We start from the raw sequence: 14,403 nt of genomic DNA, 5'->3' as shown, positions 1-14,403 counted from the left end.
CACACCAGGGTACGCCCGTGATGTCGTTGGGCTTACTACCGGCCAACCTCTGGCCAAGGGGGTCCATTCCCCCAGTGCCGTATCCGCTAGGCGGAGGCCTTCTCCGGCGCGGGCGCCGCCTCCGGCTCCACCGGCTTCTCGACCAGGCGCGGCTTGAGTTCCGCGTTCTCCAGTACGTCGCGCAGATGCCGCTCGGCCACGGGCAGCACATCGGCGATGGTGATCTCGCGGCCCAGCTCGTACGAGAGGGACGTGACGCCCGCGTCGCGGATGCCGCACGGGATGATCCGGTCGAACCAGGTGTTGTCCGGGTTCACGTTGAGCGCGAAGCCGTGCATCGTGACGCCCTTGGCGACACGGATGCCGATGGCGGCGATCTTGCGGTCCTCGCGGCGCTGGCCCGCGTTGGACGGCGCGTACTCCGGGCCGTTGAACCGGGCGTCGAACTCCTCGTCCGTCAGCCGCGGGTCGAAGTCGAGGGAGAGGCCGCCGAGCGCCGGGCGCTGCTCCACGGGGTCGCCGAGGACCCAGACGCCGCTGCGTCCCTCGACGCGGCTGGTCTCCACGCCGAACTCCGCACACGTACGGATAAGAGCCTCTTCCAGACGGCGTACATGTGCTACGACGTCGACCGGTCGCGGCAGCTTCTGGATCGGGTAGCCCACGAGCTGGCCGGGGCCGTGCCAAGTGATCTTGCCGCCGCGGTCCACGTCGACGACCGGGGTCCCGTCCAGCGGGCGCTCGTCGTCAGCGGTGCGGCGGCCCGCGGTGTAGACCGGCGGATGCTCGACGAGCAGGCAGGTGTCGGGGGCCTCGTCGGCGAAACGGGCGGCGTGTACGCGGCGCTGCTCGTCCCAGGCCTCCCGGTACTCCACGGCGTCGGGGCCGAAGCCCAGTCGGACGAACCGAAACTCACTCACGGCAGGTGCCTCCCTGAACGTTCACCGTGCACATATCGCGCCACCTGCCACTGTACGGGCCCCCTGGTCCGGCAACTCAGGCCCGGGTTCCTCACACGATCGGATGAATGCGGGGTGAAGGTGACGATAGAGGCTGTGATGGCCGTTACATTCGCGCCGTTCACGGAGCCATAAGGGCTGCTCAAGGCAGGCCGAAAGGCAGGAGACCGCACAGCCGATGACGGAACGACCCCCGCAGCGCACCCCAAACCGCCAGCTCTCCGCACTCATCGCGGAGGCCGGGTTCTCCAATGCGGGCCTCGCGCGCCGCGTCGACCAGCTCGGCCTCGAACACGGCCTCGACCTGCGGTACGACAAGACGTCCGTGACCCGGTGGCTGCGCGGCCAGCAGCCCAGAGGCACCACGCCCGCGCTGATCGCCGAGGTCTTCACCCGGCGGCTCGGGCGCCGCCTGAGCGCGCAGGACCTCGGCCTCGACGCGTGCGCCCCGGTCTACGCGGGCCTGGAGTTCGCCGCCACCCCCGAGGAGGCCGTCGACATCGTCGGCGGTCTCTGGCGCAAGGACTCCGGAAGCCACGCCGAGCTCCGGAAGATCGCCTTCACCCCGGCCGGGCTCGTCGTGCCGAGCCGCGACTGGCTGATCGGCAGGGCCGACGAGCGGGTGGGCCGCGGCGACACCGACCCCGGCCCGGTACGCGTGCCCCCGCAGGGGCGCCCCGCCGTGCCCCGCCAGCGCAGGGAGTCCGACCGCACGCCCGGACAGCGGGTGACCAGCGGCGACATCGCGGCGCTCCGCTCCGTCGGCGAACTCTTCCGCGCGCTCGACAACGCGTACGGCGGCGGGCACGCCCGGCAGGCCCTCGTCCGCTACCTGGAGCACGAGGCCGAGCCGATGCTGCGCGGCACCTACGGCGAGCAGGCCGGCCGGCGGCTCTTCGCGGCGGCCGCCGATCTGACCCGCCTCGCGGGCTGGACCTCGTACGACATCGCGGCGCACGGCCTGGCCCAGCGGTACTACGTCCAGGCGCTGCGGCTCGCGCAGGCGGCCGGTGACCGGGCCTTCGGCTCCTACGTCCTGGTCACCATGAGCCGCCAGGCCGTCTACCTCGGGCACGGACGCGAGGCCGTGCAGCTCGCGCGCGTCGCCCAGCAGGGCGTCGGCTCGTCCGCGCCGCCCGTCGTGCAGGCCCTGCTGTACGCCGCGGAGGCGCGCGGCCACGGGGTGCTCGGCGAGGTGCGGCCCTGCACGGCCTCGCTCCAGCGGGCCGAGCGGTCCCTGGAGGCGGCCAGGCCCGGCGACGAGGTGCCGCACTGGGCCCGCTTCTTCGACGAGGCCCAGCTCGCCGACGACTTCGGGCACAGCCACCGCGACCTCCAGCAGTACCGCGTCGCCGTCCAGCACGCCGAGCGGTCCCTGCAACTGCGCGCCCCCGCCTTCGCGCGCAGCCGTCTGTTCTGCCGGGTGGTGCTGGCCACGTCACGGCTCGGCCTCGGCGACCTGGAGCAGGCCTGCCAGCTGGGGGCCGAGGCCGCGCAGGCCGCCGCGGAGATGCGGTCCGCACGGGCGCACGAGTACGTACGCGACTTCGAGCGCCGCCTTGAGCCGTACCGCGACGCGGCACCGGTGCGGGGATACCGCGACAAGGTCGCCGCGGCCTTCGGATAGACGGCGGCCGTGGATGGACGGCGGCCTCGGATGGACGGCGGCCCCCGGCCGGGACGGTCAGGCGGCGACGGGCATGGCCTCCCGCAGGTCACCGTCGCCGTCGTCCGCCGGGGTGATGCCGAAGTCCCTGAGGGCCGCGTGGGCCGCGCGCCGCCCCGAGTGCAGCGCGCCCTGGACCGTACTGGTGTCCCGGTGGTCCCCGCAGACGTAGAGACCCCCGAGCAGACGCACCGGGCGGCGCGGGTCGTGCGGGGGCGGCATCGCGGGGACGGCCTCCGGGGTGTGGTGGAGGGCGAGGAGTTCCCAGCGGTCGGTCGGGGCCCCGTAGAGCACGGCGAGGTGCGCGCGCACGGCCCGCTCGTCCGGCGGCGGACCGAGCACCGTGGACGAGATCAGGACGCGGCCGGCGGGCGCGCGGGACGGGTCGACGTGACTGACGACCGCCGTGTGGGCGACGGGGCCCGCCCGGTCGGCGTCCAGCAGCAGCCCTGAGCCCTCGAGCGGCGGCTCCGGCGCGGTGTGGTGGAAGACCGTCACCTCGTGGAAGGGCGGCACCCGCAGCCCGGGGAGCAGCTCCGCGGCGGCGCGGGCGTCGGTGGCGAGCAGCACGGCCCGGCAGCCGATCTCGCCGTGCTCGGCGGTGGTGACGGAGGTCGTGGAGACCGAGGTGACCCGGACGCCGTGGTGCACCGTGCCGGGCGGCAGCGCCGCGGCGAGCAGTTCGGGCAGTGCCTCGGCGCCACCCTCGGGCAGGCAGAGCCGGCCGCGCGCGTAGGCGTGCAGGGCGAGGTCCGCGCACCGGCTGGAAGTGGTCAGGCCGGCGTCGCAGAGCAGCGTGGACAGCAGCGGGCGCAGGAAGCCGTCGATGGTGCGCGGGGGCAGTCCGCGGGCAGCGAGGGCTTTGCGTGCGGGGAGTTCGGGGCGGCCGAGCAGCCGCTCGACGGGGGTCGCCCCGATGCGGCCGAGCGCGGCGCCGAGCCGGGCCTGGTCGAGCGGGCGGCCGAGGGGAGCGGGGCGCGACGCGGACCTCGGCGCGGGCCTCGCGGCGCGCGGCACGAGGGGGGCGCTCGCCAGGGCGCGCGCCGCCGTGAGTGCGCCTCTCGCGCTCCGCCCGGGCACGGGCTCCGCCACCCGGTGGTGACGGCCGTCGCTGTGCACCAGGATGCCGGGCGCGAACGGGCGCAGGACGAGCGCGCCCAGCCCCGGCGTGCGGCGCAGCTCCGGGTACGAGGTGGTGAGCAACTGCCCGATCCTGTCGAGCCGGAAGCCGTCGACCTTCTCGGTCGCCATCCTGCCGCCGACGTAAGGGGCGGCTTCCAGGACAACGGTCGTTACTCCGGCGCTGGTCAGCCGATGCGCGGCCGAGAGCCCCGCGGCCCCGGCCCCCACGATGACGACGTCCGCATGGTGCGCAGGCTCTAGCACGTGCCCCTCCCAGAGGTCGCGCGGGCTTGTTGGGGACCAGATGCCCGCAACAGAGCTCTCGAATACGGGGGTTCGAACCGAGCGTAGGAGCGCCCGAACACCGGGGCAGTCGCGCACGGACCGAGCACGGTCGCACGCGGGTCGCACGCCCCCGGCTACGCGAGCGCCGCCCGCAGCGTCTCCTCGATGCCCGGGTGGGTGAACGCGAATCCCGACTCCAGGAGGCGGGCGGGCAGGACCCGTTGGCTGCCCAGGACGTCGCCCGCCATCTCGCCCAGCACCAGGCGCAGCGCCGGGGCGGGGGCGGGGAACAGCGTGGGGCGGCGCAGCACGCGGCCCATCGCGGCCGTGATCTCGCCGTTGGTCAGCGGGTCGGGGGCGGTGAGGTTGACCGGGCCCGACAGGGTCTCGGTGGTGAGGAGGTGCCGCAGGGCGGCCACCTCGTCGTGCAGGGAGATGTAGCTCCAGTACTGCCCGCCGTTGCCGAGGCGCCCGCCGAGGCCCACTTTGAAGAGCGGGAAGAGCCGTGCCCAGGCGCCGCCCTCGCGGGCCACGACGAGGCCGTTGCGGGCGATGACGGTACGGATGCCCGCCTCCTGCGCGGCGGCTGTGGCCTCCTCCCACTCCACGCAGAGGGCCGGCAGGAACCCCGTGCCCGCGGGGGCGCTCTCGTCCACCGCCCGCGCGCCGGTGTCCCCGTAGTAGCCGATCGCCCCGGCGTTGAGGAACACGCGGGGCGGTTCGTCGAGGGAGGCCGCCGCCGCGGCGAGCGCGGAGGTGCCGAGGACCCGGCTGTCCCGGAGCTCCCGCTTGTAGGCGGCCGTCCAGCGGTGGTCGCCGATCCCGGCGCCCGCGAGGTTGACGACGGCCGTGCAGCCCACGAGCCCCGCCGTGTCGACGCGGCCGCTCGCGGGGTCCCAGCGCACCTCGTCGGCGCTGCGGGGCGCTCTGCGCACCAGGCGGACCACGTCGTGCCCGTCCGCGGTGAGGGAGCGGGTGAGCGCCGTGCCGATGAGCCCGGAGGCGCCGGAGACGGCGACGCGGGACCGTGTGGTTTCCATGGCTCCCATCCTGTCCCTTCCCGCCCCGTCCCGCCCCGTCCTGCTTCCGGAAGGGGCGTCGGTGGCGTTCCGTGGCGGGCACGGAAAACGCCGGGTGGGCCGCGGCGCGACCGCCGTACAGTGACGCCATGCCGGAGTTGCACATACGCACCGCCCTGCTCGCCGACGACGACGCGCTCGCCCGCCTCGACCGCGCCGCCTGGTCCCCGCTGCACGCGGTCCTGCCCCGCCCCGAGCCGCCCTACGAACCCTTCTTCAACGACCGCTTCGGCCCGCACGACCACCTCGTGGCCGAACTGGACGGGCGGCTCGTCGGCTATGTGAAGATCGGCTTCCCCACCCCGCTGTACTCGAACGCGCACGTGCGCCAGATCCAGGGCTTCCTGGTCGCCGCGGAGGCGCGCGGCAAGGGCGTCGGCCGGCGGATGATGCGCGCCGCCCTGGACCGGGCACGCGGGCAGGGCGCGCGGCGCGTCACCCTGCGGGTCCTCGGGCACAACACGCCGGCCCGCAAGCTCTACGAGGCGGAGGGCTTCGTGGTCGAGGGGGTGCTGCCCGGCGAGTTCCTGCTGGAGGGCGAGTACGTCGACGACGTACTCATGGGCCGCGCTCTCTGACCGCCGCCCGGGCCGGGCACCCGACGGACCGGCCCGGCGTGCGGTGTCCCCGCGCGCGTAGGAGCGTGAGGGGGTGATCAGGGCGGCGGCCAGACGGCGTGACGCGGAGCAGCGCGACTGGCTGCTGCGCGGGACGCCGCCCCCGCCCTGGGTGCGGTGGCCGCCGCCGCTGGTCCTCGCCGCGGTCGCCGCCGTCCAGCTCCTCACGCCGAGGACGCTGGACCTGAGCTTCCTGGTGGCCGCCGTCTCGCCGCTCGCCGCCCTGTCCTACGGGCCCGCCGCCACCGCCCTGCTCGGCGGCCTCGTCCTGCTGCTGCTCTCCCTGCCCGATCTGGGCCTCGGCCACCCCGGCAACAGCGACGAGCTGACGATCACCTTCATCGCGCTGCTCAGCGTGCTCGTCGCCTGGGTCCGCAGCCGCCGCGAACGGCAGCTCGTGGCGGTCAGCACTGTCGCGGAGGCGGCCCAGCTCGCGGTGCTGCCGCCGCTGCCCGACCGGGTCGGCCGGGTGCGGTGCGCGGGCCTGTACCAGGCGGCGCAGCGCGAATCCCTGGTCGGCGGCGACTTCTTCGACGTGCGCAGTTCGGAGCACGGCGTACGCGCCCTGGTCGGCGACGTGCAGGGCCACGGGCTCGCCGCCGTCGGCACGGTGGCCTCGCTGCTCGGCGCCTTCCGCGAGGCGGTCCTCGACCAGCCCGACCTGGAGGGCGTCGCGGCCCGCCTCGACCGCAGGCTCATCGTCGACTCGGCGGACGAGGAGCACACCGAGCTGTTCGCCACGGCCGTGCTCCTGGAGTTCCCCGACGGCTCCGACGTCGTCCGCGTCGTCTCCTGCGGCCACCCGGCCCCGCTGCTCCTGCGCGGGCCCGAGGTCACCGAGCTCGCGGTGGCGCCGGGGGCGCCGCTCGGCCTCGGCATCGCGGGGGCCGCCCCGCCCGAACCGCTGACGGTGCCGCTGTCCGCCGGGGACCGGCTGCTCGCCCTGACCGACGGCGTCTGCGAGGCCAGGGACGCGTCCGGCGCCTTCTACCCCGTCATCGAACGCCTCTCCGGCATGATCCAGGCCGACCCGGCGGTCATCGAGGACCCGGCGGCGCTGACGGAGCAGATCTGGTCGGACGTCATGCGGCACGCGGGTGCCGTACGGGACGACGTGACGATGATGGTGTTCGCCCCGGAACAGCGATAGCCGCCCCCCCCACGAGCCTCGGGGGCGGTTACGGGCGCGTCGACATGGTGGCACAATGTGCCAGCTAGGCATGATGTGTCAGTCAGTGAGTGGAGAAACGCCATGGAGACGACCGCCGCGTACACCCTGAACCGCTACGAGGGCCGCCGCGCCCTGGTGACCGGTGGCGGGTCCGGCATCGGACAGGCCACCGTCCTGCGGATACTGGCCGAAGGGGGCCGGGTCGTCGCCGCCGACGTCAGCGAGGACGGCTTGAACGACACCGTCGCCAAGGCCGGCGCGGACGCGGAGCGGCTGACCACCGCCGTGGTGGACATCGCCGACGAGGACTCCGTGCGCGCGGGCGTCGCCGCCGCCGTGACCGCGCTCGGCGGCCTGGACGTCCTGGTGAACGCGGCCGGTGTCCTGCGCTCCTCGCACACCCACGAGACCAGCCTCGCCGCCTTCAACCAGGTCATCGGCGTCAACCTCACCGGCACGTTCCTGATGATCCGTGAGGCGATACCGGCGCTCCTCGAAGGCAATGGCCCCGCCGTCGTCAACTTCAGCTCCACCTCGGCGATGTTCGCCCACCCGTACATGGCGGCGTACGCGGCGAGCAAGGGCGGCATCCAGTCCATGACGCACGCCCTGGCGAGCGAGTACGGCAAGCAGGGCATACGGTTCACCGCCGTGCAGCCGGGCTCCATCTCCTCCGGGATGACCGACGGCTCGGGCGAGAGCAGGCGCAGCGTCGGCCCCGGGCTGCCCGCGGACGCCGACATGAGCCTCTTCGTGAAGCTGGCGCCCGCCCTCGGGCAGGGCTTCGCGGGCCCCGAGACGGTCGCGTCCGTCGTCGCCATGCTCGCCTCGGACGACGGCCGCTTCATCACGGGCACCGAGGTGCGCGTCGACGGCGGCACACACTTCTGAGCGCGCTGCCGGGCCCGCGGCGGGGGAGCCTCAGTCGGACATGAAGCGGTCCCACAGCTTCGGGTACTGCCGCGCCATCACCGCGTCGTCCTCGAAGTCGATGGGGGTGCCGGTCGGCTCCGGCGGGGCGGGCAGGATGCCGAGATCGGGCGCGACATCGCCGGTGAGCTGCTCGTACGCCTCGTCGGCCGCGTAGCCGAGATCCTCGCCGTCGCCGTCAAGATCCTCGTCGAAGTCGTCCAGGAGGTCGGCGAGGGCGTCGGGGTCGTGCACCGCGCCCTCGTAGACCGCCCGGCCCTGGCCGATCAGCCAGCAGCGGAAGTAGTCGAAGGCGTCGTCGCTCGCGCCGCCGAGCAGCACCCAGGCCGCGCCCCACAGGTCCCAGCGGTAGGCGCGGTTGTAGCGGGCCTCGAAGTGACGGGCGAAGTCCAGCACCGCGTCCGGGTCGGAACCCACCAGACGCTCAACGAGCAGCTCGGCGTGGTCCTCCGGGTCGCCGCCGGCGGCCTCGCGGGTGCTGTCCACGATCTCCCAGAACTCCGTCTCGTCCATCACGGGTCCAGCATCGGTCCTCACCAGTGCGGGCGCACGCGGAGTGCGCCGGAATGCGGCTGTCTCGTTATGCGTGCACATGCCCTTGGAAAAACCGACAGGAGATGTCGGCTTTTGGTGGAAGCGTCAAGGACATGGACAAGGACAGGAACAAGAACAGGGAACGCGACGTCAAGGACGCGGAGACCGCACAGCCGCTGACCGGAAAGGTCGCCCTCGTGGCGGGCGCCACCCGCGGCGCAGGCCGCGCCATGGCCGTGGAACTCGGCCGCGCCGGAGCGACCGTATACGTCACGGGAAGGACCACGCGCGAGCACGTCAGCGAGGTCGGGCGGGACACCGAGACCATCGAGGGGACCGCGGAGCTGGTGGACGCGGCGGGCGGCGAGGGGATCGCCGTACCGACCGACCACCTGGAGCCCGAGCGGGTCGAGGCGCTCGTGGCGCGGATCGACCGCGAGCGGGGCCGCCTGGACATCCTGGTCAACGACCTCTGGGGCGGCGACGCCTTCGTCGGGTGGGACAAGAAGATGTGGGAGCACGACCTCGGCGACGGACTGCGGGTCCTGCGCCTGGGCGTCGAGTCCCACCTCGTCACCAGCCGGTACGCGCTGCCGCTGCTGATCAGGAACCGCGGCGGTCTCGTCGTCGAGGTCACCGACGGCACCGAGGAGTACAACCACCGCTACCGCGAGCCCGTCTACTACGACCTCGCCAAGGCCGCCCCGCTGCGGATCGCGCGCGGACTCGCCGAGGAGCTGACGGAGTACGGCTGCACGGCCGTCTGCCTGACACCCGGCTGGCTGCGCTCCGAGGCCATGCTCGACACCCACTTCAAGGTGTCCGAGGAGGACTGGCTCGCGGGGTGCGAGCAGAATCCGCACTTCGCGATCTCCGAGACGCCGACGTTCGTCGGGCGCGCCCTGGCAGCGCTCGCCGCCGACCCGGACGTGGCGCGCTGGAACGGGGCCTCGCTCTCCAGCGGCGGGCTCGCCAAGGAGTACGGGTTCACGGACGTCGACGGCTCGGCGCCGGACGCGTGGCGGTACATCATGGAGGTCGACCAGGAGAGCCCGACGGCGGACGTCACCGGCTACCGGTAGCGCCCCGCGGCTCCTCGTACAGCTTCGCCGAGCGGGCCGCCGCGGCGGCGAACCGCTCGCGGAGTGCGGCGGGTTCCAGCACCTCCACTTCCGGGCCCAGCGCCATGAGCTGGCTGTACGCCACGTCGTCGTTCTCGACGGGCAGGGTGACCGTCACCCTGCCCGTCGCGTCCGGGGCGCCCGCCGACTCCATCACCTCACGCGCGACGGCGCGGTCGGTGGCGTACGGGAGCTGCCGCACGCCCGCCTCCGTGAGCCGCACGACGACCTCGGAGCGCAGGATCGCCCGCGCGAACTCGGCCGCGCGCTCCTCCCAGAAGGCCGGCAGGTCGAACTCCTCGTCGCGTACGAAGCGTTCGGCGCCGGGGGTGATCCCGGTGAACCGGTCGACGCGGTACACGCGGTGCGTGCCGTGGTCGGGCACGCGGGCGCACAGGTACCAGACGCCCGCCTTGAGGACCAGGCCGTAGGGCTCCAGGTCCCGCTGTCTCTCGGCCCCCCGGCGCAGATAGCGGGCGCTGACCGGGCGGTCGTCCCAGACGGCGTCCGCGACGGCCGGCAGCAGTGCGGGGGAGGGGGTCTCCTGGAACCAGCCGGGGGCGTCCAGGTGGAACCGCTGCGCGGCGTTCTGCGAGGCGTCCCTGAGGGAGGGCATGAGCGCCGCCGAGACCTTGAGGCGGGCCGCGGAGGCGGCGTCCTCCAGGCCCATCTCGCGCAGCGCGCCCGGCACTCCGGACAGGAAAAGCGCCTCGGCCTCGCTGCGGCCGAGGCCGGTGAGGCGGGTGCGGTAACCGCCGATGAGGCGGTAGCCGCCGGTTCTGCCGCGGTCGGCGTAGACGGGCACGCCGGCCTCGGACAGGGCCTGGGCGTCGCGGGTGATGGTCCGCTCGGACACGTCCAGCTCGGCGGCCAGCTCGGCGGCGGTCATGGAGGGCCTCGCCTGGAGCAGCAGCACCATCTTGATGAGGCGGGCAGCGCGCATGCCGCCCATTGTGCCGCCGCGAACGGGACCACCCACCCGTCCGCCCCTCGATACGGGGGTGAACGGGTGGGTGGGGGACGCCGCTAAGGGGCGGGCCGGTACGGCGGCAGGATCACAGCCCGTACTTCGCCCGGGCCTCCTTCACCGCGGAGGCGGGCACCTCGCCGCGGCGGGCGAGCTGGGCGAGCGCCGCCACCACGATGGACTCCGCGTCGATGCCGAAATGGCGACGGGCCGCGTCGCGCGTGTCGGAGAGGCCGAAGCCGTCCGCGCCGAGCGAGGAGTAGTCCTGCTCGATCCACTGGGCGATCTGGTCGGGGACCTGGCGCATGTAGTCGGAGACGGCCAGGACCGGGCCCTGGGCACCTTCCAGCGCCGTACGCACGTACGGCGTGCGCTCCTCGCCGCGCAGGATCGCCTCGTCCGCCTCCAGGGCGTCGCGGCGCAGCTCGGTCCAGGAGGTGGCCGACCACACGTCCGCGGCCACACCCCACTCCTCGGCGAGCATCTTCTGCGCGGCCAGCGTCCAGTGGATGGCCGTGCCGGAGCCGAGGAGCTGGATGCGCGCGGCGTTGGCCGCGGGAGAGAGGCCAGCGGTCTCCGCCGTGTTGAAGCGGTAGAGGCCGCGCACGATGCCCTCGTCGACACCCGCGGGCTTCGCGGGCTGCGGCATGGGCTCGTTGTAGACGGTGAGGTAGTAGAAGACGTTCTGGTCTTCATCCCCGTGGGCCTCGCCGTACATGCGGCGCAGGCCCTCCTTGACGATCGCGGCGACCTCGTAGGCGAACGCCGGGTCGTAGGAGAGCGCGGCGGGGTTCGTCGCGGCGATCACCGGCGAGTGGCCGTCGGCGTGCTGGAGGCCCTCGCCCGTCAGCGTCGTACGGCCGGCGGTGGCGCCGATGAGGAAGCCGCGGCCGAGCTGGTCGCCGAGCTGCCACATCTGGTCGGCCGTGCGCTGCCAGCCGAACATCGAGTAGAAGATGTAGAAGGGGATCATCGCTTCGCCGTGCGTCGCGTACGACGACGACGCGGCGATGAAGTCCGCCATGGAACCGGCCTCGGTGATCCCCTCGTTGAGGATCTGGCCGTCCGTGGCCTCCTTGTAGTACATCAGCTGGTCGCGGTCGACCGGCTCGTACGTCTGGCCCTTCGGCGAGTAGATGCCGAGGGACGGGAAGAGCGACTCCATGCCGAAGGTGCGCGCCTCGTCGGGGACGATCGGCACCCAGCGCTTGCCGGTCTGCTTGTCGCGTACGAGGTCCTTGACCAGGCGTACGAACGCCATGGTCGTCGCCATCGACTGCGAACCGGAGCCCTTGTCGAAGGCCGCGAACGACTTGTCGGCGGGGGCGGGCAGCGGGGCGAGCGGCTGCGTGCGGCGGGCCGGGGCCGGGCCGCCGAGTGCCGCGCGGCGCTCCTGGAGGTAGCGGACCTCGGGGGAGTCGGCGCCGGGGTGGCCGTAGGGCACCTGGCCGTCGACGAACGCGCTGTCCGGGATCGGCAGCTCCAGGAGCTCGCGCATGTCCTTGAACTCGTCCACCGAGAGCTTCTTCATCTGGTGGTTGGCGTTCTTGGACGCGAAGCCCTTGCCGAGGGTGAAGCCCTTGACCGTCTGCGCGAGGATCACGGTCGGCGCGCCCGTGTGGGTGAGCGCCGCACGGTAGGCCGCGTAGACCTTGCGGGCCTCGTGGCCGCCGCGCGAGAGGTGGAAGCACTCGCTGATCTTGTCGTCGCTGAGCAGCCTGCCCAGCTCGACGAGGGCGGGCTCGGAGCCGAAGAAGTGCTCGCGGATGTAGGCGGCGTCACGCGTCGCGTACGTCTGGAACTGCGCGTCCGGCACCTCGCGCAGGCGGCGGACGAGCGCGCCCGTGGTGTCGAGCTGGAACAGCTCGTCCCAGGCGTTGCCCCACAGGACCTTGATGACGTTCCAGCCGGCGCCGCGGAACTGGGCCTCCAGCTCCTGCACCACGCGGAAGTTGGCGCGGACCGGGCCGTCGAGGCGCTGGAGGTTGCAGTTGATGACGTAGGTGAGGTTGTCGAGACCCTCACGCGCGGCCAGTGCGAGAGCCGCCGTCGACTCGGGCTCGTCCATCTCGCCGTCACCGAGGAACGCCCACACGTGCGAGGCGGAGACGTCCTTGATGCCGCGGTTGGTGAGGTAGCGGTTGAAGCGCGCCTGGTAGATCGCCGACAGCGGGCCGAGGCCCATCGACACCGTCGGGAACTCCCACAGCCAGGGGAGGCGGCGCGGGTGCGGGTAGGACGGGAGGCCGTTGCCGCCCGCCTCCTGCCGGAAGTTGTCGAGCTGCGTCTCGTTCAGACGGCCGTCGAGGAAGGCGCGGGCGTAGATGCCGGGGGAGGCGTGGCCCTGGATGTAGAGCTGGTCGCCGGAGCCGTCCCCCTCCTTGCCCTTGAAGAAGTGGTTGAAGCCGGTCTCGTACAGCCAGGCGGCGGAGGCGAAGGTGGCGATGTGGCCGCCGACGCCGTGCTTGGAGCCGCGGGTGACCATCGCGGCCGCGTTCCAGCGGTTCCACGCGGTGATCTTCCGCTCCATCTCCTCGTCACCGTCGACGGACGGCTCGGCGGAGGTGGGGATGGTGTTGACGTAGTCGGTCTCCAGGAGCTTGGGCAGCGCCAGGCCCGCGCCCTCGGCGCGCTCCAGCGTGCGGCGCATCAGGTACGCGGCACGGTGCGGCCCGGCCGCTTGGGTAACGGCGTCCAGGGAGGCCTGCCATTCGGCGGTCTCCTCGGGGTCGCGGTCCGGGAGCTGGTCGAGCTCGCTCGGCTGGATTGCGGAGGGGTCGGTCATTGCGCCGCCTTCCTGAGTCGGAGGGGGTCCCCTGTTCGGTAAGGGGTGGGGGTGCCCGTTGTCTGGCAGGACAGGGCGTGAGGCTCGGGTCAGAGCCCGTCGTCGACTGTAATCCCGTGATCGATGATCGATCAAAGCTTGAAGGGCAAAATCTCTTCAGATGAAGAAAGTAGGCATCCGGTGCCATGAAAATGGGCACCGCGTGCCTTCGATTTGAAGGAACAGTGCAGGTGGGAGCGCGTATGAGCCCACACAGGAGAGCGCGAATGAGCGCCCCGCGGAGACTATGAGCGCACGGCCGGAAAAATCAGGCGCGCGGCGCGCAGCCCAGGACGTGGGACTTCACCAGCTCCGCGATGGCGGGATCGCGCTCCCTGAAGGCCGAGACCAGCGCCTCGTGCTCCTCCGCGTACGACTGCTGGACCGTGCCCAGCCAGCGGATGGAGAGCGCGGTGAAGACCTCGATGCCGAGCCCCTCCCAGGTGTGCAGCAGGACGGAGTTGCCCGCCGCCCGCACCATCTCGCGGTGGAAGGCGACCGTGTGCCGCACCTGCCCGGTGCCGTCGGCGGCCCGGTCGGCTTCGTAGAGCGCCGCCACGTGGGGTTCGAGGGCCGAGCAGTCCTCGGCGAGACGCTCGGCCGCGAGCTCGGCGGCGATCGCCTCCAGGCCCGCGCGGACCGGGTAGCTCTCCTCCAGGTCGGCCGCGGTCAGATTCCGCACCCGTACGCCCTTGTTGGGCGCGGACTCGATGAGCCGCAGCGTCTCCAGCTCCCGCAGGGCCTCGCGCACCGGGGTCTGCGAGACCTCCAGCTCCACGGCGATGCGGCGCTCCACGATCCGCTCGCCCGGCTTCCAGCGCCCGCTGACGATCCCCTCCACGATGTGCTCGCGGATCTGGTCGCGGAGCGAGTGGACAACGGGCGCGGTCATGAGGGCTCCTCCGGCGGGGGCATCGGGGCCCCAAGGGCGTGTGACCCCTAGACAATACGGCGGCGCCCCCGCCCGGAGGACTCCGGACGGGGGCGTACGCGCTGATGAGACGAGTCTTACAACGTCTCGCGCGGCAGTGTCACAGGCCGAGTTCGACCTCGAACTCGCCGGCTTCCAGGATCGCCTTGACGGCGGTCAGGTAGCGGGCGGCGTCGGCTCCGTCGACCAGGCGGTGG

General features: G+C 72.9%; 12 protein-coding genes. 5 read left to right on the top strand and 7 right to left on the bottom strand.

Features of this window, described 5'->3' with window-relative positions; genetic code table 11:
* Positions 1–86: 86 nt before the first annotated feature.
* A complete protein-coding gene (gene lipB, locus ACZ6JY_RS37935; protein ID WP_469203681.1) occupies positions 87–920 on the bottom strand; it encodes a lipoyl(octanoyl) transferase LipB in 834 nt (277 codons plus the stop codon).
* 217 nt (positions 921–1,137) lie between these two features.
* Here lipB and ACZ6JY_RS37930 point away from each other — a divergent pair, with 217 nt between their 5' ends.
* The gene (locus ACZ6JY_RS37930; RefSeq protein WP_469203679.1) at positions 1,138–2,586 is read left to right on the top strand and encodes a regulator; all 1,449 of its coding nucleotides are present in this window, start codon (positions 1,138–1,140) and stop codon (positions 2,584–2,586) included.
* A gap of 57 nt (positions 2,587–2,643) precedes the next feature.
* Here ACZ6JY_RS37930 and ACZ6JY_RS37925 read toward each other — a convergent pair whose 3' ends face one another.
* The gene (locus ACZ6JY_RS37925) at positions 2,644–4,011 is read right to left on the bottom strand and encodes an FAD-dependent oxidoreductase (protein WP_469203677.1); all 1,368 of its coding nucleotides are present in this window, start codon (positions 4,009–4,011) and stop codon (positions 2,644–2,646) included.
* A 155-nt stretch (positions 4,012–4,166) separates the two neighbouring features.
* On the bottom strand, positions 4,167–5,081 hold the full coding sequence (locus ACZ6JY_RS37920; RefSeq protein WP_469203675.1) for a TIGR01777 family oxidoreductase: 915 nt from the start codon (positions 5,079–5,081) through the stop codon (positions 4,167–4,169).
* 119 nt (positions 5,082–5,200) lie between these two features.
* On the opposite strand from ACZ6JY_RS37920, the gene ACZ6JY_RS37915 reads away from it, so the two are divergent.
* The 3 genes from ACZ6JY_RS37915 (at position 5,201) to ACZ6JY_RS37905 (ending at position 7,790) form a co-directional block, all read left to right on the top strand.
* Positions 5,201–5,689 carry a GNAT family N-acetyltransferase gene (locus ACZ6JY_RS37915; RefSeq protein WP_469203673.1) on the top strand — a complete coding sequence of 163 codons (489 nt, stop codon included), beginning with the start codon at positions 5,201–5,203 and terminating at the stop codon, positions 5,687–5,689.
* Positions 5,690–5,765: 76 nt separating this feature from the next.
* Complete coding sequence (locus ACZ6JY_RS37910) at positions 5,766–6,878, top strand: PP2C family protein-serine/threonine phosphatase (RefSeq protein ID WP_469203842.1); 1,113 nt, start codon at positions 5,766–5,768, stop codon at positions 6,876–6,878.
* Positions 6,879–6,980: 102 nt separating this feature from the next.
* Positions 6,981–7,790 (top strand): SDR family NAD(P)-dependent oxidoreductase, encoded by an 810-nt coding sequence (locus ACZ6JY_RS37905; RefSeq protein WP_469203671.1) that lies wholly within the window; start codon positions 6,981–6,983, stop codon positions 7,788–7,790.
* 30 nt (positions 7,791–7,820) lie between these two features.
* Here ACZ6JY_RS37905 and ACZ6JY_RS37900 read toward each other — a convergent pair whose 3' ends face one another.
* Positions 7,821–8,342: a DUF4240 domain-containing protein gene (locus ACZ6JY_RS37900; protein ID WP_469203840.1), complete on the bottom strand. Its 522-nt coding sequence runs from the start codon at positions 8,340–8,342 to the stop codon at positions 7,821–7,823.
* A 134-nt stretch (positions 8,343–8,476) separates the two neighbouring features.
* On the opposite strand from ACZ6JY_RS37900, the gene ACZ6JY_RS37895 reads away from it, so the two are divergent.
* Positions 8,477–9,445 carry an SDR family oxidoreductase gene (locus ACZ6JY_RS37895; RefSeq protein WP_469203669.1) on the top strand — a complete coding sequence of 323 codons (969 nt, stop codon included), beginning with the start codon at positions 8,477–8,479 and terminating at the stop codon, positions 9,443–9,445.
* On the opposite strand, the gene ACZ6JY_RS37890 is transcribed toward ACZ6JY_RS37895, so the two are convergent.
* The 3 genes from ACZ6JY_RS37890 to ACZ6JY_RS37880 all read right to left on the bottom strand — a co-directional run bounded on the left by ACZ6JY_RS37890 (position 9,429) and on the right by ACZ6JY_RS37880 (position 14,167).
* Positions 9,429–10,427: a helix-turn-helix transcriptional regulator gene (locus tag ACZ6JY_RS37890; RefSeq protein ID WP_469203667.1), complete on the bottom strand. Its 999-nt coding sequence runs from the start codon at positions 10,425–10,427 to the stop codon at positions 9,429–9,431. The genes ACZ6JY_RS37895 and ACZ6JY_RS37890 overlap by 17 nt on opposite strands.
* A 112-nt stretch (positions 10,428–10,539) precedes the next feature.
* Positions 10,540–13,236, bottom strand: coding sequence for a pyruvate dehydrogenase (acetyl-transferring), homodimeric type (aceE, locus tag ACZ6JY_RS37885; RefSeq protein ID WP_469203666.1), 2,697 nt, complete (start codon positions 13,234–13,236; stop codon positions 10,540–10,542).
* 307 nt (positions 13,237–13,543) lie between these two features.
* Positions 13,544–14,167, bottom strand: coding sequence for a GntR family transcriptional regulator (locus tag ACZ6JY_RS37880; protein ID WP_447036966.1), 624 nt, complete (start codon positions 14,165–14,167; stop codon positions 13,544–13,546).
* Positions 14,168–14,403: the final 236 nt, after the last annotated feature.

This window comes from Streptomyces sp. NPDC046335 (genome assembly GCF_055587985.1).
The sequence above is the reverse complement of the archived record's forward strand: the minus strand, read 5'-3'. Positions and strand labels throughout refer to the sequence as shown.

Bases quoted from the DNA above. Each gene is read 5' to 3' on its own strand.
- ACZ6JY_RS37930 (WP_469203679.1), top strand. From the start codon at position 1,138: ATGACGGAACGACCCCCGCAGCGCACCCCAAACCGCCAGCTCTCCGCA.
- ACZ6JY_RS37920 (WP_469203675.1), bottom strand. From the start codon at position 5,081: ATGGGAGCCATGGAAACCACACGGTCCCGCGTCGCCGTCTCCGGCGCC.
- ACZ6JY_RS37915 (WP_469203673.1), top strand. From the start codon at position 5,201: ATGCCGGAGTTGCACATACGCACCGCCCTGCTCGCCGACGACGACGCG.
- ACZ6JY_RS37905 (WP_469203671.1), top strand. From the start codon at position 6,981: ATGGAGACGACCGCCGCGTACACCCTGAACCGCTACGAGGGCCGCCGC.
- ACZ6JY_RS37900 (WP_469203840.1), bottom strand. From the start codon at position 8,342: ATGGACGAGACGGAGTTCTGGGAGATCGTGGACAGCACCCGCGAGGCC.
- ACZ6JY_RS37895 (WP_469203669.1), top strand. From the start codon at position 8,477: ATGGACAAGGACAGGAACAAGAACAGGGAACGCGACGTCAAGGACGCG.
- ACZ6JY_RS37890 (WP_469203667.1), bottom strand. From the start codon at position 10,427: ATGCGCGCTGCCCGCCTCATCAAGATGGTGCTGCTGCTCCAGGCGAGG.
- aceE (WP_469203666.1), bottom strand. From the start codon at position 13,236: ATGACCGACCCCTCCGCAATCCAGCCGAGCGAGCTCGACCAGCTCCCG.
- ACZ6JY_RS37880 (WP_447036966.1), bottom strand. From the start codon at position 14,167: ATGACCGCGCCCGTTGTCCACTCGCTCCGCGACCAGATCCGCGAGCAC.